25 protein-coding genes and 1 tRNA gene are annotated in these 26,233 nt (G+C 53.7%); 13 read left to right on the top strand and 13 right to left on the bottom strand.

From position 1 onward, the window contains the following. Positions 1–27: 27 nt before the first annotated feature. Positions 28–372: a hypothetical protein gene (locus tag TAN611_RS09470; RefSeq protein WP_158684794.1), complete on the bottom strand. Its 345-nt coding sequence runs from the start codon at positions 370–372 to the stop codon at positions 28–30. A 262-nt stretch (positions 373–634) separates the two neighbouring features. Between TAN611_RS09470 and TAN611_RS09475 the strand changes: the two genes are divergently transcribed. The 3 genes from TAN611_RS09475 to TAN611_RS09485 all read left to right on the top strand — a co-directional run bounded on the left by TAN611_RS09475 (position 635) and on the right by TAN611_RS09485 (position 4,390). Continuing rightward, the gene (locus TAN611_RS09475) at positions 635–1,396 is read left to right on the top strand and encodes a nucleotidyltransferase domain-containing protein (protein ID WP_234008638.1); all 762 of its coding nucleotides are present in this window, start codon (positions 635–637) and stop codon (positions 1,394–1,396) included. A 304-nt stretch (positions 1,397–1,700) separates the two neighbouring features. Next, positions 1,701–2,903, top strand: coding sequence for a BRCT domain-containing protein (locus TAN611_RS09480; protein ID WP_203067620.1), 1,203 nt, complete (start codon positions 1,701–1,703; stop codon positions 2,901–2,903). 401 nt (positions 2,904–3,304) lie between these two features. After that, positions 3,305–4,390, top strand: a complete 1,086-nt coding sequence (locus tag TAN611_RS09485) for a substrate-binding domain-containing protein (protein ID WP_234008639.1) — start codon at positions 3,305–3,307, stop codon at positions 4,388–4,390. A gap of 37 nt (positions 4,391–4,427) precedes the next feature. Here TAN611_RS09485 and hemB read toward each other — a convergent pair whose 3' ends face one another. Next, a complete protein-coding gene (gene hemB / locus TAN611_RS09490; protein WP_172606290.1) occupies positions 4,428–5,396 on the bottom strand; it encodes a porphobilinogen synthase in 969 nt (322 codons plus the stop codon). Positions 5,397–5,587: 191 nt separating this feature from the next. After that, on the bottom strand, positions 5,588–5,806 hold the full coding sequence (locus TAN611_RS09495; protein WP_105230695.1) for a hypothetical protein: 219 nt from the start codon (positions 5,804–5,806) through the stop codon (positions 5,588–5,590). 409 nt (positions 5,807–6,215) lie between these two features. Between TAN611_RS09495 and TAN611_RS09500 the strand changes: the two genes are divergently transcribed. After that, positions 6,216–6,461 (top strand): hypothetical protein, encoded by a 246-nt coding sequence (locus tag TAN611_RS09500; RefSeq protein ID WP_232251653.1) that lies wholly within the window; start codon positions 6,216–6,218, stop codon positions 6,459–6,461. 134 nt (positions 6,462–6,595) lie between these two features. Here TAN611_RS09500 and proP read toward each other — a convergent pair whose 3' ends face one another. Continuing rightward, positions 6,596–8,119 (bottom strand): glycine betaine/L-proline transporter ProP, encoded by a 1,524-nt coding sequence (gene proP, locus TAN611_RS09505; protein WP_105230697.1) that lies wholly within the window; start codon positions 8,117–8,119, stop codon positions 6,596–6,598. Positions 8,120–8,480: 361 nt separating this feature from the next. On the opposite strand from proP, the gene TAN611_RS09510 reads away from it, so the two are divergent. From TAN611_RS09510 to TAN611_RS23615, 5 genes are all read left to right on the top strand, one after another. Next, complete coding sequence (locus tag TAN611_RS09510; RefSeq protein WP_105230698.1) at positions 8,481–9,095, top strand: hypothetical protein; 615 nt, start codon at positions 8,481–8,483, stop codon at positions 9,093–9,095. 160 nt (positions 9,096–9,255) lie between these two features. Continuing rightward, a tRNA-OTHER gene (locus tag TAN611_RS09515) sits at positions 9,256–9,350 on the top strand. A 113-nt stretch (positions 9,351–9,463) separates the two neighbouring features. Further along, complete coding sequence (locus tag TAN611_RS09520) at positions 9,464–9,763, top strand: hypothetical protein (RefSeq protein ID WP_105230699.1); 300 nt, start codon at positions 9,464–9,466, stop codon at positions 9,761–9,763. A gap of 123 nt (positions 9,764–9,886) precedes the next feature. Continuing rightward, positions 9,887–10,390: a YlaC family protein gene (locus TAN611_RS09525; protein WP_203067621.1), complete on the top strand. Its 504-nt coding sequence runs from the start codon at positions 9,887–9,889 to the stop codon at positions 10,388–10,390. A gap of 69 nt (positions 10,391–10,459) precedes the next feature. Beyond that, positions 10,460–10,591 carry a hypothetical protein gene (locus TAN611_RS23615; protein WP_015671916.1) on the top strand — a complete coding sequence of 44 codons (132 nt, stop codon included), beginning with the start codon at positions 10,460–10,462 and terminating at the stop codon, positions 10,589–10,591. Between the two features lie 463 nt (positions 10,592–11,054). Here the strand turns inward: TAN611_RS23615 and TAN611_RS09530 are convergent, their stop codons facing one another. The 3 genes from TAN611_RS09530 to mdoC form a co-directional block, all read right to left on the bottom strand. Next, a complete protein-coding gene (locus TAN611_RS09530) occupies positions 11,055–12,776 on the bottom strand; it encodes a potassium/proton antiporter (RefSeq protein WP_105230701.1) in 1,722 nt (573 codons plus the stop codon). 281 nt (positions 12,777–13,057) lie between these two features. Further along, entirely contained in the window at positions 13,058–13,282 is a 225-nt protein-coding gene (locus TAN611_RS09535) for a hypothetical protein (protein ID WP_105230702.1), read from the bottom strand. 353 nt (positions 13,283–13,635) lie between these two features. Further along, on the bottom strand, positions 13,636–14,769 hold the full coding sequence (mdoC, locus tag TAN611_RS09540) for a glucans biosynthesis protein MdoC (RefSeq protein WP_105230703.1): 1,134 nt from the start codon (positions 14,767–14,769) through the stop codon (positions 13,636–13,638). A 259-nt stretch (positions 14,770–15,028) separates the two neighbouring features. Between mdoC and TAN611_RS09545 the strand changes: the two genes are divergently transcribed. From TAN611_RS09545 to TAN611_RS09555, 3 genes are all read left to right on the top strand, one after another. After that, positions 15,029–16,597 carry a glucan biosynthesis protein G gene (locus TAN611_RS09545; protein WP_172606289.1) on the top strand — a complete coding sequence of 523 codons (1,569 nt, stop codon included), beginning with the start codon at positions 15,029–15,031 and terminating at the stop codon, positions 16,595–16,597. Beyond that, the gene (mdoH, locus tag TAN611_RS09550) at positions 16,590–19,151 is read left to right on the top strand and encodes a glucans biosynthesis glucosyltransferase MdoH (RefSeq protein ID WP_105230705.1); all 2,562 of its coding nucleotides are present in this window, start codon (positions 16,590–16,592) and stop codon (positions 19,149–19,151) included. The genes TAN611_RS09545 and mdoH overlap by 8 nt, the downstream gene beginning before the upstream one ends. Positions 19,152–19,340: 189 nt before the next feature. Beyond that, positions 19,341–19,538, top strand: coding sequence for a YceK/YidQ family lipoprotein (locus TAN611_RS09555; RefSeq protein WP_232251673.1), 198 nt, complete (start codon positions 19,341–19,343; stop codon positions 19,536–19,538). A 5-nt stretch (positions 19,539–19,543) separates the two neighbouring features. On the opposite strand, the gene TAN611_RS09560 is transcribed toward TAN611_RS09555, so the two are convergent. Both TAN611_RS09560 and TAN611_RS09565 read right to left on the bottom strand, forming a co-directional pair. Next, positions 19,544–20,089, bottom strand: a complete 546-nt coding sequence (locus tag TAN611_RS09560; protein WP_203067622.1) for a GNAT family N-acetyltransferase — start codon at positions 20,087–20,089, stop codon at positions 19,544–19,546. 47 nt (positions 20,090–20,136) lie between these two features. Beyond that, entirely contained in the window at positions 20,137–20,514 is a 378-nt protein-coding gene (locus TAN611_RS09565) for a MysB family protein (protein ID WP_187043295.1), read from the bottom strand. 457 nt (positions 20,515–20,971) lie between these two features. Here TAN611_RS09565 and TAN611_RS09570 point away from each other — a divergent pair, with 457 nt between their 5' ends. After that, positions 20,972–21,370, top strand: coding sequence for a VOC family protein (locus TAN611_RS09570; RefSeq protein WP_203067623.1), 399 nt, complete (start codon positions 20,972–20,974; stop codon positions 21,368–21,370). Positions 21,371–21,416: 46 nt separating this feature from the next. On the opposite strand, the gene TAN611_RS09575 is transcribed toward TAN611_RS09570, so the two are convergent. From TAN611_RS09575 to TAN611_RS09590, 4 genes are all read right to left on the bottom strand, one after another. Then, the gene (locus TAN611_RS09575; RefSeq protein ID WP_187043294.1) at positions 21,417–22,970 is read right to left on the bottom strand and encodes a peptide MFS transporter; all 1,554 of its coding nucleotides are present in this window, start codon (positions 22,968–22,970) and stop codon (positions 21,417–21,419) included. 462 nt (positions 22,971–23,432) lie between these two features. Next, entirely contained in the window at positions 23,433–24,671 is a 1,239-nt protein-coding gene (gene mdtG, locus TAN611_RS09580) for a multidrug efflux MFS transporter MdtG (RefSeq protein WP_105230711.1), read from the bottom strand. Positions 24,672–24,861: 190 nt separating this feature from the next. Beyond that, on the bottom strand, positions 24,862–25,146 hold the full coding sequence (locus TAN611_RS09585) for a YciI family protein (protein WP_105230712.1): 285 nt from the start codon (positions 25,144–25,146) through the stop codon (positions 24,862–24,864). 106 nt (positions 25,147–25,252) lie between these two features. Beyond that, the gene (locus TAN611_RS09590) at positions 25,253–26,173 is read right to left on the bottom strand and encodes a Kdo(2)-lipid IV(A) acyltransferase (protein WP_105230713.1); all 921 of its coding nucleotides are present in this window, start codon (positions 26,171–26,173) and stop codon (positions 25,253–25,255) included. Positions 26,174–26,233: the final 60 nt, after the last annotated feature.

Below are 26,233 nucleotides of genomic sequence, written 5' to 3' on the forward strand. Positions count from 1 at the left end.
AGAATAAATAGATGATGGCTTGGTGGGTCAGCCGTGTGGACGCGTGCTTCCCTGGTAAGGCGTCACCGTATGGTTCGGCTCAATCACCTTGCTGAAGAAGGCATCGGGATCGGCGCTGAATTTGAAGCGTTGGAAGCGGGTATAGGCGATGTGCGCAACATCGTAGGCTTGCCCGTCTTTGATTACGGTAACCGTATTTCCCGTTTTTGCATCGGCGCATAGCTGAACGGCCGTGATATGTTTGCCTGCCAAGTGGGTGAATTGGCATTGAGGATCGGGGGTGAAGGGGGCGCTTTCCTCCCTGGCGCAGGCGGCGAGGGTTGAGGAGAGGAAAATGCAGGTGAGTATAAGCGTCGCTTTGCTGCGCGGCATGGCCGGAGATCCTTCTGGTATTGTCGGTTATTGGATAAAGGATATAAAAATCAAAAAGAAGTAGCAGCCTTGAATGTGAAGGCTCTCCGAGTCTATCTCATGGTATGCGCTTGCTCTGGACAGACCACGCAGGTAAGACCCCGCTATTGCTTTGTGAGCGCCCGGCAGCGTTTTGGGTTTATGATTCGTCTTCTTTGTAATACAGTCATTGGGATACGCGTTTTCTCCCCATAGGCGCCGGACGCCTTTCCGGAAGATGATAATGGCTGTCGATCATAATGGATATATCACCACGCCCTGTGCGGTCACCTTCCAACCTGCGTTTGGATGCGTTATTGATGACGCGGTACGTCAGCTGACGAAAACGCTGGGCGGCGTTATCCATAGCATCTATGTGTATGGCAGCGTTGCACGGGGGAAAGCGACGGTGGGGAGCTCGGATCTGGATCTCTGCATCATATTTCATCGCCCGGTCCTGCCGGATCAGGACACTGCGCTGGCGTCTGTCCGTGTGAAGCTTGAGAAGGCGCACCCCGTTGTCAGCAAGATTGATTTTGACTGCGGCATCCTGTCAGAGGCATTGGCGGCAGAGTACCGGCACAGTTGGGGTTATTGGCTAAAACATCATTGTCGCTGTGTGTATGGTGTGGATCTGACCGAGCAGTTTCCTCGTTTTAAACCTTCACGAGCCATTGCCATGGCGGTAAACGGGGACTATATCAACGTGTTGAACGGCTATATCGCGCGTATTGAACATGCGGACGATGTTAATCAGTACGCGCGCTTACGGCAGTCGGCGGCGAAGAAACTGATCCGCGCCACAAGTTTGTTTCGCGGCGAGTGTGATAGCGACTGGCCGGACACGCTTGAAGAGCATGCGATAAAGTTTATCCGTCAATACCCGGAGCTAACGGACGAGATCGATTACTTCCTTAAGCAAAGTAAAAATACAGCAGGGCGAGACGGTGAATTTATCGCTCGGTTGCGGGCGGTAATGAGGCAACTGGTTCAGTTGGAAAATTAGGGAAATGCTCAACGTGCGATATTACTCATAATCCAAGTGAATTGCTTTGTGTTGTTATATTTATTTTATGGTTAATTAATGCTTTTATCCTCCCAAGGCATGTCACTATATCATTGTCATGGTTTTTATTTTCCATCTGTTTTTTTGCGTACAAATCGTGTGCTGTTTACTTCCGGTTAATATGGGTTAAGATTGCCAGGTTATTAAATTTATTTATTGAATAACTAACCTTAATGAAAATCGATTGGACGTAATGCCAATCGGAAAAGGACAGTGTGATCCGGGAAGATAATGATAGGTGATAATGATGTTTGACCTGAAGAAAACAAACAATAGGGAAGCATTTTTTCTTTATTCGAATGCGGAAGGGAATGTGTCTAAGCATGCGGTCATGAACGTGGTCAACAAAGGCGATTATATTCAGGGGTATTCGGTCAGTCGCCGCAGTTATCGAACATTCAGAAAAGAGCGCATTGTGACAATGTTTGATACTCAAGCTGAACTGGAGGCGTTCGACCTGGCATCGGGATGCCGCGATAGCGTTGAGCCGGCGCCTATCTCACGCAGCCAATTATCACAAAACGGCAGTCTGGAAATTTGTTTTACGGGGTTTAATAAACAGGAAAAGGATGAGCTTACCGCTCTTGCCGCTTCGTCTCGGCTTAAAGTGAGAAGCGGTGTGACGGCTAAGCTGACGTTTCTGTGCTGTGGCGCTAATGCGGGCTGGCGAAAAATCGAGGAAGCAAATGCCAAAGGTGCGCTGGTTCTGAGCGGCGATCAGTTCCGGCATTTTATGGCAACCGGGGAAATTCCCTATAAATCCGAAGAAGTTGACAGCATACACACTGAAAATGACGCAACCGACCTCGATAAGTTGCAGGCTCTGAAGGAGAACATGGCCGCTACGTTTAATACGCTAAGGTCCTTGCCGCGCAGCAATATTTTAATTGCGCAATTTGTCGACGGTTATGCGGTCGGCTGGCGCTTTGCCGTGAAGTCCGTGTTCAAAGAGGCATTAGATATCAAACAAACGACGGCGGTCTTTGATGGCTATAAGTATGAAACCTGGACGCAGGGGAATCGCTACGAGTTTCATCGCGGTGATGCGTTCTATAGCGATAAACTCGGTTATTCGGACTGGCCAGCATTTTTAAAACTCAAACATGCCGCTATTTTAAAGGTCCGGTTTGAGTGCTTTGCGGGTTATGAAACGGTTGCGACGCTGGATGGCCTTTTTTCCGGCGATTTTGTTCCGGAACATCTGATTACCGAACCTAAAGTATTTGACCGCCTGCCTCTGCGCATTGAAAGCCAGTCTTACGATCCGGGGACGCTGGTTATTGATGTGTTACGTCCGACGCCGGATCAGGAGCGGGTTGAGCGGGTTGAAACGCTGTCTTTAACTCAGGATGAGTTTATCGCCCTGTTGCAAACGGGATATTACTGGAAAAAAGAGAAAGGGCATGCGCCGGCGAGGATAGATATCCTGGGGGAAGACGGCGTATAAAGGGCTGCCTGCATCGGTAACGGCGCCGCTTTATATGAGGTTGACGCTATTATCTTATTGACCCGGCTTCCGGCTGGTGCCGGCATTCTGTGCTTCAGGACGCAGCCCTTTCTGCCGGGGAGTATGGCACATAGCGCATGGCAGAGAGTGTAGCGGGTATGGTTGATTTTGTTTGTTATTAGGATTATTCCCATTGAATTTATGTATTAATTTGTAATTGATGATGTTATGTTACCGCTCGTCGTACAAAGTATGACAGGGAATGTCAGCAACCTTACTCCATTGGTTCTTTGTACGACGATTTAATCATTCCCGTCAAAAACGGTTTACCTTTCCTAATCTGCCCCGAGAATAACATGCACCGGCGGTGCGAACTCACCGGCTGGTCATCACTTTAGCCGATGGGGTATAATTTTTGTCTTCCTGCCCTGGTGCAAGTGGTTTTCATGTCTTCTTCAATTAAAAACAGCGTTAAGCGCCCGACCCTTGCCGAGGTCGCCGAGCTGGCCGGCGTTTCGCTGGGCAGTGCTTCACGGGCGTTATCGGTTCCCGAAAGGGTCAAACCTGCGACGCTGCAGCGCGTTCGTTCTGCCGTTGAGCAACTGGGCTATGTGAGCAACGGGGCTGCGCGTGCGCTGGCCTCCCGGCGCACTTATACCATCGGCGCCGTTTTCCCCACGATGTATAACCAGGCTTTTGTCGATGCCTTACAGACCTTACAGGCAACGCTGTGGTCGATGAATTATCAGGTCATTTTGGCAACGCATGAATATCAGGCCGAGCGCGAGTTTGACGTGATCAAAACGCTGGTGGAACGCGGCGTTGAGGGCATCGTTTTGGTGGGTTCTACGCATGAGGAACGGGTTTATGAGCTGCTGCGCCAGCGCCAGCTGCCGCTGGTTCTCACCTGGCAGATGGATGAGCCTCCTTATGGTGTCAGTATCGGTTTCGACAACTGGCATGCAACATATCGGATGGCGCAGGAGGTGATTGCGCTGGGTCATCAGACTATCGCCGTGGTCTGCGGCAGCCAGGCAAACAATAACAGAAGTCGTCAGCGCGTTGGCGGCATTGTGCAGGCGATGAAAGAACGCCGGTTACGGTTAGACGAGTCGCGGATAGTTGAGGCGCCATTCACCATTGAAGGCGGGCGAGAGGCTGCCCGGCGACTCCTGGCCGATGGTAAACCACCGACGGCCATTTTGTGCATGACAGATGTACAGGCGCTGGGCGTGCTTAATGAGCTTGAGCAGGCTGGCTGGCGGGTGCCGCAGGATATATCGGTAACCGGGATGGACAACATTGAGTTTTCTGCGCTGACGCAGCCCGCATTAACGACCATTGACGTGCCGTCGCGCGATATTGGCACATTGGCCGCCCGGCGCATTGTCAGCATGGTGGAGCAAACAACGTTTACCGGGCGTGCCGAATTGGCGTGTTCTCTGATCTTCCGGCAAAGCCTTGCGGCGCCGAGGGAAACGACATAACGGCGTGACGTGGGGCCGCGCCGTTATGCCGTGCCGTTTACAGCCCTTGCTGCGCCAGATCGGCGGCGAAGTAAGAGAAGATAAAGTCCGCGCCGGCGCGTTTGATTGACGACAGCGACTCGCGTACCACCTGAGCTTCATCGATCGCGCCCGCGGCAGCGGCGAATTTAATCATCGCGTACTCCCCGCTGACCTGATAGGCCGCAACCGGCAGAGTGCTGGCGTTGCGGATATCGCGGATGACATCCAGGTAATAGCTGGCCGGTTTAACCATCAGCGCGTCAGCGCCTTCGGCTTCGTCAATCAGCGACTCGCGCAGCGCTTCCCGCCGGTTCATCGGGTTCATCTGGTAGGTTTTACGATCGCCTTTCAGTTCGCTGCCGCCGGCCTCGCGGAATGGCCCGTACAGGGAAGAGGCGAACTTGGTGGAATAAGAGATAATGCCGGTATTGCCGAAGCCGGCTTCGTCCAGCGCCTGACGGATGGCCTGAACCTGGCCGTCCGCTGCGGCAGAAGGGGCGATAAAGTCCGCGCCGGCATGTGCCGCCGCCACTGCCTGTTTCTGCAGGTTCAGCAGCGTTGCATCATTGTCGACGGAGTGGTCGTGGACTACGCCGCAGTGGCCGTGGGTGGTGTATTCGCAAAAACAGGTGTCCGACATCAGGATCATTTCCGGCACGGTATCTTTGCAGATACGGGCCATACGCGACACCAGACCGTTCTCGTCCCAGGTATCGCTGCCGATATCGTCTTTATGGTGAGATACCCCGAATGTCATAATGCTTCGAATACCGCTTTTCGCGTATTTTTCCAGCTCAAAAGCCAGTCTGGATTCAGGGATGCGTTTGATGCCCGGCAGTGCGTTCAGCTCCAGATATTCCGAGGTGCCTTCCTCAACGAAGATAGGCAACACCAGGTCGGACAGCCGTAATTCATCTTCCTGGAACAGGGAGCGACGCGCCTCGGAACTTCTCAGGCGGCGCAGGCGGGTTGGCAGGGAATTCATAATAACCTCTTTGTGAAGCGCTTTATCGCATGCAGGAAACATGCGCTGATGTCGGAGAAAAATAAATGAAGCGCTTCAATTTTTCAAGCCGAGCCGCATTTTTTGACTGTTTCACGCTGTGGCGGGGAGATGAACTTGAAGGCGGGCGGGGATAAACAACGCCCCGAACGGGGCGAGGTGATAATAGGGGCTCAGAACGGGAAGCTGGCCACTTTAGGCATGCTAGGGTTGCCCATGGCAATGATAAAATTATCATTGTCTTTGATGATATTTGCGCCTTTCTCACGGCATATCATCGTCAGCTCTGAAACATCATCAGCGCTAACCGCATAATCGAGCCTGATGCGTTTTGCTTTCCCTGTCGAGATGGCAACTTTAGCTTCTTTCTTGCTTTTAACGGTAATCGACATAATAACCTTTTATTTCATATTGTTAAAAGTAATGGTTTACCAAGTCGGCTGTAGCAAGCTAGCTTTCTGGATGGCCATAGGCAAGATAAAATCGGTAATCTGCCAAAAAAACGTGAAGTTTGTCGCATTTATAATATTTATAATGCGAAATATCGGCATGATTGTTGCGCATGGATTATTAGACGGCCGCTACAATAATTAGAATTCATTGTTTTTATTGTGGTTAAATATAGCGGTAAGCATGTGGGGTGCGAAAAATCTTAAACATTAGCGTCAGGGCTTTATATGCTTGCCGTTTGCTAGGAAAACTCTTATTGTTCGACTAACTGTGTGAAATATTTTCCTTTTTTATCCTGTTGTAATCGCTGGATAATGATATCTACTACAGGATAGTCCAGCGGCGTTTGTTTTGAGAGAAAATTTAAAAATGGTTGATTACAGTCTGTACGGGATGCCGCAAGATAATGCCAAAATCTACCGGGAAAAGCTGATGGTTATTTTCGGTGAGAGCGTGTTGCATTTGATTTCGTCACAACGCATGGTGAATAAAGATAATATTATGAAATATCTGGTGCAGGAAATTGAGCGCCAGCCGGAAGATATTCAAAAATATTATCGCGTTGCTCTGGAAACCGTCGGCGTTCATGCGCGTTGAATAAATAGCGAAAAGAAAAACCATTTTATCATTAATTCTGCGCTGCGGGTTTAACCTGCGTTACCAGCTTGGTAATGTGCGGCGAGCAACATAAAAAAACCACCTCGTTTGAGGTGGTTTTTTGTTGCTGACGATTAGTCCAGCTTTGGATGCTGATCGATCAGCGCCTGTTTCCTTTTTTCAAGCGCTTTGATTTGTTCTTCCAAATCGCCAATTTCATCGCTGATGTTTTCAACCTTCTGTTCGATATTATCGTAGGTTTCCTGTAACAGCTCCTTGGCCTCGGAACGGTCTGACGCGGCCGGCGTTGCACCACGCAGCGGTTTGTTGGCGGTTTCTTTCATATACAGGCCGGTCAGCAGGCCGACGACGGCGACCACCATCAGATAATAGGCCGGCATATACAGATTGCCGCTGGACTCGACCAGCCAGGCGGCAACGGTTGGCGTTGCGCCCGCAACCAGTACGGAGATGTTGAACGAAATAGCCAGTGCGCTATAGCGGATATGTGTCGGGAACATGGCCGGCAGTGTTGATGCCATAACGCCGGTAAAGGAGTTAAGCAGCACCGCCAGAACCAGCAGGCCGACAAAAATCAAACCGATGACGCCGCTGTTGATCAGCATAAAGCAGGGGATCGCCAGTAACATCAGGCCGATACTGCCGCCGATCACAAACGGTTTACGGCCGATGCGGTCGCTGGTCAGGCCGATCACCGGTTGTACAAACAGCATGCCGATCATGATGGCGATGATAATCAGGACGCCGTGGCTTTCCGAATAGTGCAGGTTGTGCGACAGATAGCTCGGCATATAGGTCAGCAGCATGTAATAGGTGACGTTGGTGGCAATAACCAGCCCCACGCAAACCAGCAGGCTGCGCCATTGTTTGGTCGCGATCTCTTTAAAGGAGGCGCGCGGCGGATTCTGCAGCGCGTCACGATCGCCCTGTTCCATTTTGTCGACATGCTGTTGGAACGCAGGCGTCTCTTCCAGTGCGTGACGCAGATACAGGCCGATGATGCCGAGCGGCGCCGCGAGGAAGAAGGGCAGACGCCAGCCCCAGTCGAGGAACTTGGCTTCGCCGACAATGCTGGAAATCAGCACCACGACGCCGGCGCCAAGCACGAAACCAGCGATAGAGCCGAAATCGAGCCAGCTGCCCATAAAGCCGCGTTTGCGGTCCGGTGAATATTCGGCGACGAAGATGGCCGCACCGGAATATTCACCACCCACCGAGAAGCCCTGTGCCAGTTTGGCCAGCAGCAGCAGGATCGGCGCCCAGATGCCGATGCTGGCATAGGACGGGATCAGCCCGATACAGAAGGTGCTGATCGCCATAATAATGATGGTGACGGAAAGTACCTTTTGGCGACCGAACTTATCCCCCATGGCGCCAAAGAACACGCCGCCCAACGGGCGTACCAGGAACGGTACCGAAAAGGTCGCCAGCGCGGCGATCATCTGCACGCCGGGAGAGGCGCCGGGAAAGAACACCTGTCCTAGGGCATAGGCAACAAAGCCGTAAACCCCGAAGTCAAACCACTCCATCGCGTTACCGAGCGCGGCGGCGGTAATGGCTTTTTTCAGCTTGCTGTCGTCAATAATGGTTATGTCGTTAATATGTAGCGGTTTATGTCGTTTTCTTCTTAGCTTCATAGCATCATCCCTTAAATATTGAGTTGAACGTGAATCAACCGTTCCCGTTCACGTTTTTCTGCCCAGACATTAACTCTTCTAATTTTAGTGTGCCGTTGGCACTTTGGAGTCCCTCAATCATTAAACTGACTATTTTGTTGAAATTTGACCTATTTCCCCATTGATATGTCACTTGTGTGATTAATAAAAATCCATATATAGCTTAACGTTATATGTGATGGGGATCAAATCTAGCAATTTTGTTTATCAATACGGACGTATAAATAATTACGCAAGATCGGCAGCAAGCGCATGAATAGCCAAGGTAAAAGAGGTTACGGCAGGTAACATACCCCGCGTGAATATAATAACGGAAGTGACTATGCAGTACCGTACTAACCTCAATATTATTGTAAAAAAACTCTCTTTCTTTCTGCTCTATTCAGCAACGCTGGCCGTGCTGATGGGGCTGATTTTTATTGATGTTTATTGGCTACATAACTTTGTCTATGAAATGTCGTTGACGGAGCTGATGCAGGAACTGTTTCTTGCCGCTATCGCGGTCGGTTTCTTTGTCTCCGCTCGTCGCCATGTCGAGTATCGCGCTGCTAGGGTATTGATTGGCGGCTTCTTTCTGTGCATGTTGATTCGCGAACTGGATTTTGTGTTCGATTATCTGCATCACGGCGCCTGGGTGTGGTTTGCTCTGCTGAGCACGGTGCTCTGTCTGGGATACGCGGTTCGCCATGCTGCTTCGGCGCTGCATGGGTTAGCCCATTTCTTTAACCATCCGAGCTACGGCATGATGTGTGCCGGCTTACTGTGTATTCTGGTGTTTTCCCGTCTGTTCGGCATGCACCTGTTATGGGAAGGTTTACTGCTGGATGGTTATGACCGGGTGGTAAAAAATATGGTGGAAGAGGGGTGCGAATTGGTCGGCTATGCATTCTGCCTGTTTGCTACCTGCCAGTATCTGGCGAAACCCCGCCAGATGTGACGCCGCTTGCGGTAATGGCCGACCCCGATGTTTTTCTCAGTGAATAGTTATGCCAGGTTTGACTATATACTGAGATTTATCTGTAAAACATCCCTCTGCCAGTGATTTGTCTTGTACCCACGGCGACGTTATGGATAATGTCGCCAAAGCATAGGGGAGTGCGCTATTAACTCAGTTGGCAGAGTGATTGGTTTTAACATGCTTTATTGGCTACAAAATTGATAGACGCGGGTTCGAGTCCTGCATAGCGCGCCATCTTCCCGCTCTTTAGGCGTCCACCGTCCACCGTCCACCGTTACTTTTCGCATATTGATCCTTTGCTAGACTGTTATTAAGGCAGGCTTTCTGTCTGATAACCGGAGGTCGATATGTCTGAATCCGCTCAACTGCAGGAACTGATGCAACGTATCGCCGTGCTGGAAGCGCGGGAGAAGGCGCTGACTGCGGAATCCAATGCTTACCAGGCGATCCTGACGACCCTGTTGGGTAATCTGGATAAATCGTTGCGTGATAATGTTATCGGCATGATCGATCGCGCCCATGAAATTGCCTATGCACGTGCGATCCAACGCGGCAACGCCGTGCAACAGGACAGGATCAAACAGGCGGATGACGTTGCGCAGCGGATGTTTATGTTTGCCCAGGGCAAAGCCTCGCAGCCGCGTTAGCTCCACCTATAACAGTTGCCGGTTTTTAATTGCTTAACTGCTATACCTGGGGAAACTGTACTTGTGTTAGCGTGAAGGGTAACGATTGATAGCCATTTTGCTCTCAGGCTAAGGCAGTAAATTATGGACGCGATAAAAAACATTCTGATGAAAGAGATCGAGCTGATCAACCAGCGGGAAGGGCGTGACGGTAAGCCGCGTTTCAACAGCGAATTTGCCCGTAATCACCGCTATCTGTGTCTGGCGATGTTCGCCGGCTATTTCGCCGTGATTGCCGTGATGTATCCGGTGCCCTATTTAGGGCTTGGGGCGCTGCTTGGCTTTACCGCTTTTGTGCTGTTTATGTTTGCCATGTTGCTGATGGAGATCAAGCCCGTTTACCGCTTTGAAGATATCGGCGTGCTTGATTTACGCGTTTGTTATAATGGCGAGTGGTACTTTACCCGCGCACTGCCGTCCCATGCGGTGGCTGATTTGCTGGCGGAACCGTCGATTAGCCCGCTTTTGAAAGCGCGCGTACGCGAAATTTTAGCCAACAAGGGCGAGGTCGATTTCTATGACGTCTATGATTTGGCCTACGGTAAAAAACTGCATACGCCCGCCGCATCGGTTGCTCTGGTCAACTAAGGGTTGCGTCGACACCGAGGTCGATTATACTCAGCGTTTGAGCCTGTAAAGAAGCATGAGGAAGTTGCGATGAGTGATGAGATTTTTGATTTTGATATTGACGCCGAACTCGCGAAAGCAGAAAAAAAAGCGGCGGAGAAGGCCAGTGAAGTGCCTGACATCCTTGAGGATGAGGCGGACTGCGAAGGCTGCAAAATTTAATCGCCATTGCCAATAAAAAAACCGCCGCGGCGGTTTTTTTATTGGCGGCGGTTTAGTCAAGGATGAACGCCCAGACCAGAAAACCGATAACCACGGCGAGGCAGAGCGCTGAAACGCTGAGCAACACCTTACCTAAAATATCTTTGTCTTTCCCGTGCTGTGCCACGATAAATTATCCAACTATAAGTTTATGAACCAAATCGGCAATGCCCAGGTTCAAACCAACCAATACTAATGCTAAAACCAGCATTGCTGAAACGAACTTTTTCCCGTTATTCACGTGATACCTATCCCGTCGTTTTATCGTTCTTTGCAGCAGTCGGGCAGGCCGACCACTGTTGATTAAGAACTTACTTACGGTCAGAAGTTCCCCATTTGGTTGTCAGACGGGCTAAGCATGCTGATGGTCGGGAGAGGATGGCGGAAAACGGCGGCGCGGAAGCGCGCCACCGGTGCGGGAAGGTTAATCGGCGTCGATTTTTACCCCGATCTTACTGACGATATTGCCGTCCATTTCTGCAATGGTCCAGGTCAATCCATCCCACTCGACCTGGTCGCCGACTACCGGTTCCCCGCCGATCATCTGTATCACAAACTGGCCCAGCGTTTGCTGTTCATCGATACCATCTTGCAGATTCAGCCCGTAAACCTGGGAGATATCGCTTAAACGCGCGTCCGACTGCAGAATAAAATCGCCGAAGAAACGTTCGTCCAGCGTAACGGCCGGGGCCTGGCTAAACAGTTTGCCCAGCGCCGGCAGATCGTGTTCATGGCCGATAACGCACAGAATATCCTGCTCGCGCAGCCGCGTACTGCCGCTGGGGTGCAGCAGCTCTTTACCACGGAACAGGGCGGCGATACGGGTGCCCTGCGGCATTTTCAGCTCGCGCAGTGCGGCGCCGACGCACCAGTTTTCCGCTGAGAGCTGATAAACGAACTGCTCCCACTGGTTTTCCGGGTGTATATCCAACCCGACGCGCGAGATTGGCGCCAGCGCCGGCGGAACCACCACTTTGGCTTTTTTCGCCGCCAGCGTCAGCGTGGTGCCCTGCAGCAGCAGCGAGACCAGCACGACGAAAAAGGCCACGTTGAAGAACAGGTGCGCATTGGGCAGGCCGGCCATCATCGGGAATACCGCTAAAATAACCGGCACCGCGCCGCGCAGCCCCACCCAGGAGATAAAGATGCGTTCACGCAGGGTAAAGTTGCGGAACGGCAGCAGGCCGATAAATACCGACACCGGGCGTGCGAACAGAATCATCCACAGCGAGAGCAGCAGCGCGGGGATGGCGATTGGCAGCAGGTTGCTTGGCGTCAACAGCAGCCCCAGCACCAGGAACATGCCGATTTGGCTGAGCCAGGCCAGCCCGTCGAAGGTTTGTACAATACCGTGCCGGTTGCGGATAGGGCGGTTGCCCAATGTCAGACCGCACAGGTACACCGCCAGAATACCGCTGCCGTTGAGCGCGGTGGTCAGGGCGAAAATCAGGATACCGCCGCTGACGGCCAGCAGAGGATATAGCCCTTCCGGTAATTTAATGCGATTGATCAGCCCCAGCAGCAGCCAGCCGCCGCCAAGGCCGAAGACGATACCCATGCCGAATTGCTGCAGCAGATGCAGCAGGAAGTCCCAGCTGATCATGGTTTCACCGGCGGAGATCATGGCGATCAGGGTAATGGTGAGGAACACGGCCATGGGATCGTTACTGCCGGATTCAATCTCCAGCGTGGAGCCGACGCGTTCGTTCAAACCTTTCCCGCCGAGCAGTGAAAACACCGCAGCGGCATCGGTTGAGCCGATAATCGCGCCGATCAGCAGCCCCTGAATCAGATCGATATTAAACAGCCAGGCGGCGGCCAGGCCGGTCAGGCCGGCGGTAATCACCACGCCGACGGTCGCCAGCGATAGGGCGGGCCATAAGGCGACGCGGAAGGAGCTGACGCGGGTGCGCATGCCGCCATCCAGCAGAATGACGGCCAGGGCCAGGTTACTGACCAGATAAGCAACCGGATAATTGTCGAAAGGGATGCCGCCGAGGCCGTCAACGCCGGCCAGCATGCCAATCGCCAGGAAAATAACCAGAATAGGGATGCCGAGGCGTGAAGAGAATGAACTGAGCAGGATACTGGCTCCTACCAACACAGCGCCGATGATAAACAGGTTGTTGATCGTGCTGGCATCCAAAATAACGTTCTCCTTTGGCTGGGGTAAGGCGGTACGCGGCTGCGTGCGGCAGGTTAATGATAGCCTGTTTTCAGGGTAAAACGCTAAGGATGATTTGCGGCTGTTTAGTGATTATTGCTTTTTTTTAGGGGAAATAGGATAAACCAGCCAAAATTGTCGGTGTTCGGACTTTTATATAGCTATATCAGATGATTGGAAAGCCAGGTTTGCTAATAAAAGCACGGCGGGCGGCAAAACCATTAAACCTGAATCAGGTTTAATGGTTTGCGACTAGAGCTGCATTAATGGTCGAGGGATTGTAGGGCGCGTTTGATTAATTCCGCCGCCAGCTTCCTTTCCGCTTCGGAAACGCCATCAAGATTGAAGTGGGACAGGTCGTGCACCAGTATGCTGCGATCCTTGCCGCTTATCGAGGCGTCCAGCGCGGAGAGCAGCCTGCCCAGGATTTTAAGTAATGTGGCATTGGCTGGTGCGGCGTCTTGGGCCGTGGTGTTTGGGTCGGTCATTGAAAAATCCTCTCTGTCGTGACGGAAGGGAGATGCTGCTGACGCTGTCTCGGCGACGGCGCTTTCCCTTAGGGTTCAGTGAGCCCAATCGCTACCGTGAGGCAGGGATGTGGATTTCCATTTACTACGCAGCGGCGTTCGCCGTTTGCACGCTTACTGTGCCGTAATTGTCAGCCGGCCTGCGAGCAATGCGTGCGCTTTGGTCATCGATAGCTGCGAAAGTAAATTATATGCCGTTTAACGAATTTAGGGAGGGAGAGGTGAGGTGAGGAACAACATGGGGTAATAAACCCCATGTTGTGGCAGGGAGAACGTTGCCGAGATTAGGATGATTCTTGAAAATGCGCCTCGGCTTACTTCTGTGGTTTGCCGGAAAACAGGAAACGCAGCAGCGGTACGCGCTTATGCGCTTCATACAATATAAAAGCCAGGCCGAAGACAAATACCAGGCCCACCAAGAATCCCACAATATTATTACTGATATATGGCGTAACGAAAGCGCCGTACAGCAGCGTCAACGGGTGGTGCACCAGATAGATAAATAAGGAAGCGTTCACCAGATAGGTGATACGTGGCGAATGATAGTTCAACAGCCGGTGGCCGAATGAAAACACCACGTTGGTCATCAGGATGCCCAGCACGATCTTGATCAGGACTTCCACTTCAAACATCAGGTCGCTATGAGCCAGCAGCTTCTGGTTCAGCATATAGGCGATAAACAGCAACAGCGCGCCCAGCACCGCCTTGGGTGAAGGGGTGAGGAAAATCTCTTTTAACCAGGCGTATTTGAAGGCATAGGCGCCGAGGAGGAAGAACGGCAGGTAGAACAGCGTTTCCATCACCACAAAATTGAATAGACCGTTGCCGGGTAGTTGCGGAGCGGTAATTAAAATAATCCGGTGCGCCGCCGAATAGGCTATCCCGTAGATAAAGAAGTACAGTGAGATCTTTCCTAAACTGTTCATATTATTTATCGGGAACGGCGCGATAGGCGTTTTTATCGCCTTAATTTTCCGGAACAGGTAAAAAGCGGCGCAGGTGAGCAGCGACAGCGTTAATAAAAACCATAAATGGGACACTAACTCCCAAACGGCAACGTTAATTTTCTGATAGAGGTCAAACCCGTCCCAGCCGTCCAGTTTATGCGTCGCATATTTCAGCAGGAAAAACTGCGGCAGGGTAATTAAGGGGATGGAGCTTAACAGCGGGATGGCCACCCGCTCCAGCCGCACCTTGAGCCAGCGTTTACGTTCATAACGCTGGTACAACATAAAGGAGAAGTAGCCGGAGATGATGAAGAACACCTGCATACGGAAAGCGTGGATGACATCGTTCAACACCGTTAATGAAAATGATGGCGTGAGGCTATTCACCGACCAGGTATGGCTGGAGTAAATCAGAGAAAGATGAAAAGGGATGCCGAGCAACATTAAATATGCCCGGATAGAATCCAGGAAAAACTCGCGCTGGTTGTTTCCGTTAGTCATAAGATACCGCAGATAGTTTTTATTGAGTCTTCTTTAACCTGCTTATTAATCAAGCATGGGTTAAATCTCATTTCAGACCCTACTATATCACCTCATAATTTTCCATAGCGTCTTGCGCGCAGGCTTGCTACGCTGGGCTTCGTCAGCTGCCTAAACTCTGAGCCATAAACATGAACCAATCATTTATCATGTTGTCGGATAGCTGAATAATCCATTAATATGGATTTTAAATGATTTGAGCACACGAATAGGGGGGGATGTGCCAGTTAATATTTTATCCAGACAACCACGCGCCGTGAGCGTTCGTTGGTTAGGTGCCACCGTGTTGTTAACGCTGTTCAGCTCGCAGGCGTGGGCCTTTACGCTTGATGATGTCGCCAAGCAGGCGCAGGAGTTGGCAGGAAAGCGTTTTGAAGCGCCGAAGAGCAACCTTCCTTCTCAGTTCCGCGACATGAAGTTTGCGGACTACCAACAGATCCAGTTCAATCACGATAAAGCGTATTGGAACAAGCTGAAAACCCCGTTCAAGCTTGAGTTTTATCATCAGGGCATGTACTTCGACACGCCGGTGAAAATCAACGAAGTCACCGCGACCACGGTCAAACAGATTAAATATAGCCCGGATTACTTCAACTTCGGCTCGGTGAAACACGATCCCGAGTCGGTGAAGAACCTGGGCTTTGCCGGTTTCAAAGTGCTGTATCCGATCAACCGTGCGGATAAGAACGATGAAATCATGAGCATGCTGGGCGCCAGCTATTTCCGCGTGGTGGGTAAAGATCAGGTGTATGGTCTGTCCGCCCGCGGTCTGGCGATCGACACCGCGCTGCCTTCCGGCGAAGAGTTCCCACGCTTCCGCGAATACTGGATCGAACGGCCGAAGGCGGGCGACAAACACCTGGTGATTTATACGCTGCTGGATTCACCGCGCGCTACCGGCGCCTACCGTTTTGTGGTCTATCCGGGCCGCGACACTGTGGTGGACGTACAGTCCAAGGTGTTCCTGCGTGATAAAGTGGGCAAGCTGGGTATTGCGCCATTAACCAGCATGTTCCTGTTCGGGCCGAACCAGCCATCGCCGATGATGAACTACCGTCCGGCGCTGCATGATTCCAACGGTCTGTCGATCCATGCCGGCAACGGCGAATGGATCTGGCGTCCGCTGAATAATCCGAAGCACCTGTCCGTCAGCACCTATACCGTCGAGCATCCGAAAGGCTTTGGTCTGCTGCAACGCGGTCGCGACTTCAAAGACTATGAAGATCTGGACGATCGTTACGATCAGCGTCCGAGCGGCTGGATTGAACCGCGCGGTGATTGGGGCAAGGGTAAGGTTGAGCTGGTGGAGATCCCGACCGCTGATGAAACCAACGATAATATCGTGGCCTTCTGGACGCCGGACGTGCTGCCGGATGCCAAAACGCCGCTGGCGCTGAACTATCGCCTGCACTTCACCCGTGATGAGGACAAACTGCATTCACAGGATATTGCCTATGTGAGCCAGACCATGCGCTCCACCGGCGATGTGAAGCAGTCCAACCTGATTCGCGAGCCGGACGGCAGCGTTGCTTTCCTGGTGGACTTCGTCGGTCCGGTCCTGAAAGGCCTGGATGAGAAAACGCCGGTGGCTTCACAGGTGAGTGTCGGTGATAACGGTGAAATGGTGGAAAACAACGTTCGCTATAACCCAGTGACTAAAGGCTGGCGTCTGACGCTGCGTGTGAAAGTGAAAGACGACAAGAAACCTGTAGAAATGCGTGCAGCACTGGTTAATGGTGATAAGACCCTGTCGGAAACCTGGAGCTATCAGCTACCTGCCAATGAATAAGTCTACTCAAACTGCCCAGGATTATCTTGCGGCAATGCCTCTGACCGCTGAGCGGTCAGAGGCGCTCAATCAGCAACTGGCCGCCGATGGCGGCCAGTCTTTGGAAGCGCTGCACCGCCAGATGGGTGCTGAAGACGCTAACGTCGCCACGCTGCCGGAAGACGATATCGCGCTGGCTTCGGTTAAAAGCCGCATTGAAAACGCCTGGCCGGATGCGGTTGACGACGAAAACTTTGATACCGATGCGGAAGGGCGCGCCATTCTGAAAGCGACGCCGCCGATCAAACGCACCAGCATGTTTCCGGAAGCCTGGCGCACCAACCCGGTGGCGCGCTTTTGGGACTCTTTGCTGGGCCGATCGCCGCACAATCGTCACGCCAGCAAAGAAGAGGCCGACGCGGAAAACCGCTGGCGTATCGCGGGCTCCATGCGCCGCTATGTATTGCTGGTGCTGATGTTGGTGCAAACCGGTATCGCCACCTGGTATATGAAAACCATTCTGCCGTATCAGGGCTGGGCGCTGATCGACCCGATCGCCATGCTCGACCAGGATCTGATGCAGTCGGTGCTGCAGTTGCTGCCTTATGTACTGCAAACCGGCATCCTGATTTTGTTCGCCATTCTGTTCTGTTGGGTATCGGCGGGCTTTTGGACGGCGCTGATGGGCTTCCTGCAGCTGCTGATCGGCAAGGATAAATACAGCATCTCCTCCACCATCAAGGGCGATGAGCCGATTAACCCAGAACACCGCACCGCGCTGATTATGCCGATCTGTAATGAAGACGTTGAACGCGTTTTCGCCGGTCTGCGTGCGACTTACGAGTCGGTCAAGGCGACCGGGCAGCTGGATCATTTCGATATTTATGTGCTGAGCGACAGTTACGATCCCGATATCTGCGTCGCGGAACAGAAAGCCTGGATGGAACTGTGTCGCGATGTTGACGGCCACGGGCGTATTTTCTACCGCCGTCGTCGTCGTCGTGTGAAGCGTAAAAGCGGCAACATCGATGATTTCTGCCGTCGCTGGGGTGGTGATTACAGCTACATGGTGATTCTGGACGCGGACAGCGTGATGAGCGGCGAGTGCCTCACCGGGCTGGTGCGTCTGATGGAAGCCAACCCGAACGCCGGCATCATTCAGTCTGCGCCGAAAGCCTCCGGTATGGATACGCTGTATGCGCGCGTTCAGCAGTTTGCGACGCGTGTCTACGGGCCGCTGTTTACCGCCGGTCTGCACTTCTGGCAGTTGGGTGAGTCCCACTACTGGGGCCACAATGCGATCATCCGCGTCAAGCCGTTTATCGAGCACTGTGCGCTGGCGCCGCTGCCGGGTGAAGGTTCGTTCGCCGGGTCGATTCTGTCCCATGACTTTGTCGAAGCCGCGCTGATGCGCCGTGCCGGCTGGGGGGTTTGGATCGCCTACGATCTGCCGGGCAGTTATGAAGAGCTGCCGCCTAACCTGCTGGATGAACTGAAGCGCGACCGCCGCTGGTGTCACGGCAACCTGATGAACTTCCGCCTGTTCCTGGTGAAAGGCATGCACCCGGTGCACCGCGCGGTGTTCCTGACCGGCGTGATGTCTTACCTGTCTGCGCCGCTGTGGTTTATGTTCCTGGCCCTGTCGACGGCGCTGCAGGTGGTGCATACGCTGATGGAGCCGCAGTACTTCCTGCAGCCGAGACAGCTGTTCCCGGTATGGCCGCAGTGGCGTCCGGAGCTGGCGATAGCGCTGTTCTCCACCACGCTGGTGCTGTTGTTCCTGCCGAAGCTGCTCAGCGTCGTTTTGATCTGGGCGAAGGGCGCGAAAGAATACGGCGGTGCATTCCGCCTGCTGATCTCGATGCTGATGGAAATGCTGTTCTCGGTGCTGCTGGCGCCGGTGCGCATGCTGTTCCATACCGTGTTTGTGGTCAGCGCCTTCCTCGGCTGGGAAGTGGTGTGGAATTCGCCGCAGCGTGACGATGACGATACGCCGTGGGGCGAAGCGTTCAAACGTCACGGTTCGCAAATGCTGTTGGGTCTGGTCTGGGCCGGCGGCATGGCGTGGCTGGATCTGCGCTTCCTGTGGTGGCTGGCGCCGATCGTATTCTCGCTGATTCTGTCGCCGTTCGTGTCGGTGCTCTCCAGCCGCGCGACGCTCGGCCTGAAGAGCAAGCGTGGCAAGCTGTTCCTGATCCCGGAAGAGTACTCGCCGCCGAAAGTGCTGGTGGCGACCGAGGAGTATCTGCAGCAGAACCGCGCTCGTGCGCTGCGTGACGGCTTTATGCACGCGGTGGTGAACCCGTCCTTCAATGCGTTGGCAACAGCGATGGCGACGGCGCGTCACCATCTGCGCGCGGCGATTGAGCGTGCTCGTGAGGAGCGGGTCAATGAGGCGATGCAGGTTGGTCCGGAAAAACTGGAAAAACTGAAGCGTCTGGAATTGCTCAGCGATCCGGTGGCACTCTCCCGCCTGCATCAGCGCGTTTGGCAGCAGCCGGAAGGTGAGGGCTGGCGGACGTATTATCAGCAGTTACCGCATAATGCGCAGGCTCATCCGGCCGGGCAGCGCTAAGCGCCGGTTTGGATGCCTAACGAAAGGACGCGTTGTTACGCGTCCTTTTTTTATGGCGCTTACATAATGCTGACATTCTGTGTGCCGGTCATCATGTTACACTGCGCGCCGGTATTATCAGGCGACGGATAGGTTAAGAGAGTGAAAACAGGTTTCTTGCTGCGGGTGGCGTTATTAACGCTGGGCGTCATGACGCTGTCCGGCTGCGGCAGTATTATCAGCCGTACGGTGCCCGGTGCCGGCCATGGCCATCAATATTACCCGGGCGTACAGTGGGACCTGCGTGACACGCCCTGGCGCTATCTGACGGTGATTGATGTGCCGCTGTCGATGGTGGTGGATACCTTTATGCTACCGTTTGACGCGCAGCACGGGCCTTATGAGTAGCCTGCCTAGCGGGTGGCGAATGCCAGCAGGGAATAGCGCTTGCCCCGGCAGGTAAATGTCGTTACCACCGTCATACCCAGACCTTGCTGATGGGCGGCGAGCGAATGCGGGTTAGCGTCGTCAATAAATAAAATACCCAGATCGAACGACGCCCGCGTATGGTTTTTTACCGCCGCAAACAGTTTTTTCAGCACCCCTTTGCCGCGCCAGCGTTGGTCCAGGCAAACCGGGCCGTAGAGAAAATAGCGCTGCTGCTGAATCGGCCGGTTGTCAAAGTGCTGTGCGTCCAGTGCGGCCAGCATGGCGTCGACGACCTCAGGGCGAGGCTGCATATGCGCCTGCGTCAGGCAGACAAAGCCGGCCAGTTGTCCTTCCGCGTCCGCCACCAGAATGCCTAGCTCCGTATTGATGTGCGCAAGCTGGGCTTCATCCATTTTCGAAACGATAAATCCTTGTCGCCGCCGTTCAGCGCTGAGATGCTCCGGCACGTTTTGCGCCTGCAGCGCGAGAATGGCGGGGTAATCGGCGGGCTGGGCCGGTCTGATGAACATTGTCGCTCCTTCAATTCTGTCGCAGCCGCTGAGTGCTTATGGACGTGTTAGCGGTCATCATCCCATTCGTCGGCTGCGGTTTTCCCCTCTTCGGTATCTAACGGCGGTTCCAGTTGGAAATCGTCGTCGTCCCATTCATAAAGGGTGTTTTCGTCCAGCCACTCTTCGCGGATCTCTATGTCGTCATAGTCGCCGGCAAAAATGGCCTGGGCGGCGGCGCCGCTGCGCAGCGGCAGGCACTCCGTCGACGCGCCTTCTTCGGCAAAAAACTCCGCCTGCCACATGATATCACCATCCAGCATCACGTATTTTTGCAAATTGAACTGTTGCGCCGCCGGCGGTTCGTCATCTTCCCCGTCGGTGGACTCAATAAAGGCTTCGCGCGCTGCTTCAATCGCTTCTTCCAGCGTGTCATACAGGTCCATAATCGTCTCCGGTCACAGTGTGTTGGGTTGGCGAGCTTCAGGGGCTGAAGCTGGATGACAGGCGTCAAAATTAATTGTTGTCGCCGTCGCGCAGGATGCAAATTTTTTATGCATTATTTTTTATGTTACCGCTGGCGACGTTATATTGGGTAAGGGTGTAATGAGAGGGGGAATAAAGGAAAAAATGAGCTGCGTTCATTCGTACTTAATAGAGATGGCTGAGCTGGAATCAAGATATTTTATGTAATGCTTTGATTAAAATGGTTATTGAAGTTAATTTTGTTTTTTTCGAACGTTAGTGTCATTTGACGGATGAAAGGTGAGATTTTCCAGATAAACGCCTTCCCGAACAGCCATTATTTACCTGAGCATAGTAGTCTGGCGACAATAATCACTCACTTGCGGTTTTTTGTTAATACCATCAGGCCGGTGACGGAGTATTTACTGAGGAGAAACCATGCTGCCCAAAAATACCGTTCTGCGTATAGCACGGCCCACCGATCGGCTGCAGCCTATTGCGGCCATGTATTGCGATGGCCTGGGATTTAGCCGGTTAGGGGAGTTTTACGATCGTCAGGGTTTTGACGGTGTGATGCTGGGGCATCCGCACCATGCCTATCACCTCGAGTTTACCCATCATCGCGGGGAATCGGCGGGGCATGCGCCAAGCAAGGACAATTTATTGGTGTTCTACCTGCCAGATGCCTCCGAATGGCAGGCGCAGTGCCGGCAAATGCTGGCGGCGGGCTTTAACCGGGTTAGCGCCTATAACCCGTACTGGGATATTAACGGTCAGACTTTCGCCGATCTGGATGGTTATCGTGTCGTACTGCAACGGCAGACGTGGCAGGCATAAAAAAGCCGGCGCGTAATGCGCCGGCCGGTGCGAAAACTCAGAGCGATCAGACGCTGGTGGCCGGTTGCTGCTCGCTGCTGGTTTTGGTATTGGCCAGCATGCGGCGAATCGGCACAATCAGCAGAGTCAGCACGGCGGCGCAAATCAGCAGCGCGATGGAACAGCGGGCAAACAGCTCCGGCAGTGAGTCCAGCTGGTCCGCTTTCACATGGCCGCCGATCAGGCCGGCCGCCAGGTTGCCGAGCGCGCTGGCGCAGAACCACAGGCCCATCATCTGCCCGCGCATTCTCTCCGGCGCCAGCAGCGTCATGGTCGCCAGCCCGATAGGGCTCAGGCACAGTTCTCCCAGCGTCAGCATCAGAATACTGCCCACCAGCCACATAGGAGATACGCCGGCGCCGTCGTTGCTCAGAACGTGCTGGGCGGCCATCATCATCAGCCCGAAACCGGCGGCGGCGAACAGAATGCCAATCACAAATTTCGTGATGCTGCTCAGTTGGACTTGCTTACGCGCCAGCGCCGGCCATAGCCAGCTGAATACCGGCGCCAGCAGGATAATAAACAGCGCATTGATGGACTGGAACCAGACCGCCGGGATTTCGAAATCACCGATCATGCGGTTGGTGTAGTCATTGGCGAACAGGTTGAACGAGGTCGGCTTCTGCTCAAAGGCGGACCAGAAGAAGGCGGCCGAAACCAGCAGGATAAAGCACACCAACAGGCGGGCGCGTTCTTTGCGGTTCAAACCGGCGAAGGCAAACAGGTAAATAAAATAGAGCGTCACCGAAGCGGCGATGACGTAAACCAGCATGCTGGCGACGGCCACCGGGTTAATCACGATCGTGCCGTTGGCGACCAGCATGGTCAGCGCCACGATAACCAGCGCGATGGCTCCCAGCCAGGCGCCCACGCCGTTTTTCTTCACGACAGGACTGTTCCAGGTAGAATCCAGCCCCACTTCTTTGTCGTAGCGTTTCATTGCCGGCACGGCGAAGATGCGGAAAATCACCAGCGCCACCAGCATACCGATACCGCCGATGCCAAAGCCCCAGTGCCAGCCGTGCGATTTGATCAGCCAGCCGGAAATCAGCGGCGCGATAAATGAGCCCATATTGATGCCCATATAAAACAGCGAGAACCCTCCGTCGCGGCGGGCGTCGCCTTTCTTATATAGCGTACCGACCATCACCGAGATACAGGTTTTGAACAGCCCGGAGCCCAGCACGATCAGCATCAGGCCGATAAAGAACAGCGGGTTACCCATAATAGCGGACAGGGCTATCGACAGGTGGCCGAGGGCGATCAGAATCGAACCGTACCAGACGGCTTTGCGCTGCCCCAGCCAGTGATCGGCCAGCCAGCCGCCGGGCAGTGCGGCCAGGTACATACTACCAGCGAAGATACCGACGATAGCCGACGCGTTTTCGCGCGCCAGTCCCATTCCGCCTTCATAAACCGTGGCGGCCATAAACAGAATCAGCAGCGGGCGAATGCCGTAAAACGAAAAGCGTTCCCACATTTCGGTGAAGAACAGTGAACCGAGCGGGTATGGATGGCCGAAAAAGGTCCGGCTTTCTTGTTGGTTGCTAGAGGATTGCATAACGTATTCCCAATAAAGTCTGCCGATTGCACCGGCTTATAGTGTGGTATGTATATGTTGTTAAGCGTGATAATTCCGCAAAAGCGGGTTACCGGACAAAACCGCGGCCGCAACGCCCGTATGCCGTGGAAAGCGTCGCGACCCTTTCTTCACTTAGCAGAGTGCAGGCACTCTGCGTGATATTATTCAGCCATTTGATAATCGACTGTTGGTTTTGTCTAGTACCTGTATCCCATTTATTAGATGAAAAGTCGACAAACATCTACTTTTTTAGTTTTTATGTTGGCAAAGCGGTAAATGTGATTGACAGGGCGTTTATTGAGCAGTTTTTTTAATTGTTTTTATAAACAATTGGATAGGTGGTTTCTTTATCGCGGCTGGCGATCAGCGGCGACGAAACGCCATGAATAATGAAAGTGCTGAAAATGGCCGCTAATGATAAAAAATAGTGCGGGCTGCGGATTATGGTTCTTCTTGCAGCTGTTTTTCCTGCGGGCGTTTGGGACGACGCTGCAGACAGCGCCACGAATAGAGCGCGTTGAACATCACCACCAGCGCCGTCACGCCGAATACCGCCCGAAAACCGTAGCTGGCGGAAACCGCCGCGCCGAGCAGCGGGCCGGTGACGTTGCCGACGTCACGGAAGGATTGGTTATAGCTGAAGATGCGCCCGGCCACCTGATTGCTGCTGTTGTAGATTAATAGCGTCTGAACCGCAGGCAGCAGGGCGCCGTCGGCGGCACCAAGCAGGAAACGCAGCACCGCCAGCTGCCATGGCGTCTGCACAAAAGCCATAGGGATCAGCAGCAATACGGAGAACAGCAGCATACAGACGAGAATACGTTCCGGCCCGATGCGATCGCCCAGCCTCCCCAGACGCGGCGCGCTGATTAACGCGGCAACGCCGGGCACGGAGGCGATCAGCCCGCTGACGAACGCCAGGTTATGGATATCGCCGGCCAAATCGCGCACGTACAGCGTCAGGATCGGTGCAATAGAGCCGGTGGCGATCTGAATAATCATGGTGGTCACGAACAGCGCCAAAATCAATCTGGGGTTTTTCAGCGAGGCAAACACCTGACGGGCGTGCAGCATATCTTTCCGTTGTACCGGGGTGAACTGTTCCCTGACGAAAAACAGCGTCAGCATAAAGCAGATAAACAGGACGGCGGCGGTGATATAGAACACCGGGCGCAGGCCGTACTGGTCGGCTAACAGGCCGCCGATCAACGGACCGATCAATGCACCGCTGACACCGCCGGTTGAGAGGGTGCCCAGCGCCCAGCCGCTGCGGTTGCGCGGCACCTGGGTGGCGATCAGCGCGTTGGCATTGGGAATAAAGCCGCCGAGCAGGCCGAGCACCGCGCGCAGCGCCAGAAACTGCCAGATGTTTTGCGCCATACCCATCAGCGCCATCACGATGGCCATGCCCAGCGCGGAGCGCAGCAACATCAGTTTGCGCCCACGCCGGTCGGCCAGTCCGCCCCAGAAAGGCGAGGCGACGGCGGAAAACAGGAAGGTAATGCTGAACACCAGCCCGGACCACAGGTTCAGCGCCTCATGCCCGGAGACGCCAAGCAATTCGACGTAGAGTGGTAAAAAGGGCATGACCAGGCTGAAGGCGGCGCCGGTAAGAAAGCAGCCGAGCCAGGCGACGAAGAGGTTGCGTTTCCAGTTAATAGGTTCTGATACCGGGGCCATGGGTTACCGTAACAGCAGAAGAAGAGGCAGGCGATGGCGCTGCGGCCAAGGCAAAAAAGTTAGCCTGCTCAGTATGCGCCTTCGATGCGCGGACTTCAAATGTGTTCGGGACGGAGAGGCGGAAAAATAAAATAAAGTTTCAAAAATAAAACAGGGTGCGATCCCGCGCTGAGCGGCGCGGGAGGGAGAATTACAGGTTGAGCAGGTTGCTGAAATCTTCGCCGGCGGCGGTTACCGCCAGTTCGGTCACCTCGTAGTTCGCCACCGCGGTAAACGGATCCTGCGCCAGAATGGCGTCCAGCTGTGAACGTGCCATCTGTTTGGCGAGGATTACGCCGCCGTTGCGCGGGTTTTTACGCCCTGCGGCAATAAAATCCCCTTGGGCGAAATATTTTTTCAACCAGGCGATATGCCCTTCAAGATGGCTGTCGACTTCTTCAATCGGGCGATGGTAGGTCAGACTGACAATATACATGATGCGCTCCACGGTTAGCGTAGGTTCGAAACCTTTACCTTCACACTGTTTCGCCCGCGGCTCAAGCCATCAGGCATAAAAAAACCCGCCGTCAGGCGGGTCATGTTTAATACAGCGAGGGTTCACCTTCCGGGCGGGTTTTAAAACGGCGGTGCAGCCACATATATTGGTCCGGCGCCAGCAGAATGCCGTGTTCCACCACCTGGTTCATCCGGGTGGCGGCGCTCAGTTCGCTGTCCAGTGGGAAATCTTCCACCGCTGGCTGAATCAGTAACTCATAACCCTGGCCATCCGGCAGACGACGTGGAGCGAAGGGGATAATCGCCGGTTTGCCCATCCGCGCCAGCATATAGCTGCCGGTGGTGGTGGCGGCGTTGTCTACGGCAAACAGCGGAGCGAAGACGCTGCTGCGCGGGCCGTAGTCGTGGTCCGGTGCATACCAGATGATATCGCCCTGTTTGAGCGCGCGGATCATGCCTTTAATATCTTTGCGGTCCAGCATCGATTTGTTGGACCGCATCCGTCCCCAGGTTTGCAGCCAGTCCAACAACTTATTGTCATGCGGGCGATAAACGCCGATGCCGGGGTTATAGATACCGAAAATACGGGCGCCCAATTCCAGCGTTAAAAAATGCAGGCCGATCAGCAAAACGCCCTGTTGGTTGTCGCGTGCCTGCTGGATATGTTCCAGCCCTTCAGGACGGCACCAGCGTTTGATGCGCCAGTCCGGCCAGAACCAGGCCATGCCGGTTTCAAACAGGCCCATGCCGACCGACTCAAAATTCTTCACTACCAGCGCATCACGCTCCGCCTGCGGCATATCCGGGAAACACAACGTCAGATTCCGTTGCGCGATGACCACGCGGCGCTTCAGAAAACGCATGGAGAAACGGCCTAGCGAGGTGCCGAGGCGGTAGATGACGGGATAAGGCAGCAGTACCAGCAGGTATAACAGGCCAATGCCAAACCAGGTTAGCCAATAACGCGGATGCAGCAGGGAACGATTAAACGAAGGAAGTTGTGTCATGTATTCTCAGCTTTTTGGTAATTATTGGTGTCATAACAGCGAATTAGCATGGTCCGTTGC

The organism is Serratia sp. Tan611, assembly GCF_905188235.1.
In the GTDB taxonomy this organism is placed as follows: Bacteria; Pseudomonadota; Gammaproteobacteria; order Enterobacterales; family Enterobacteriaceae; genus Serratia_B; species Serratia_B rhizosphaerae.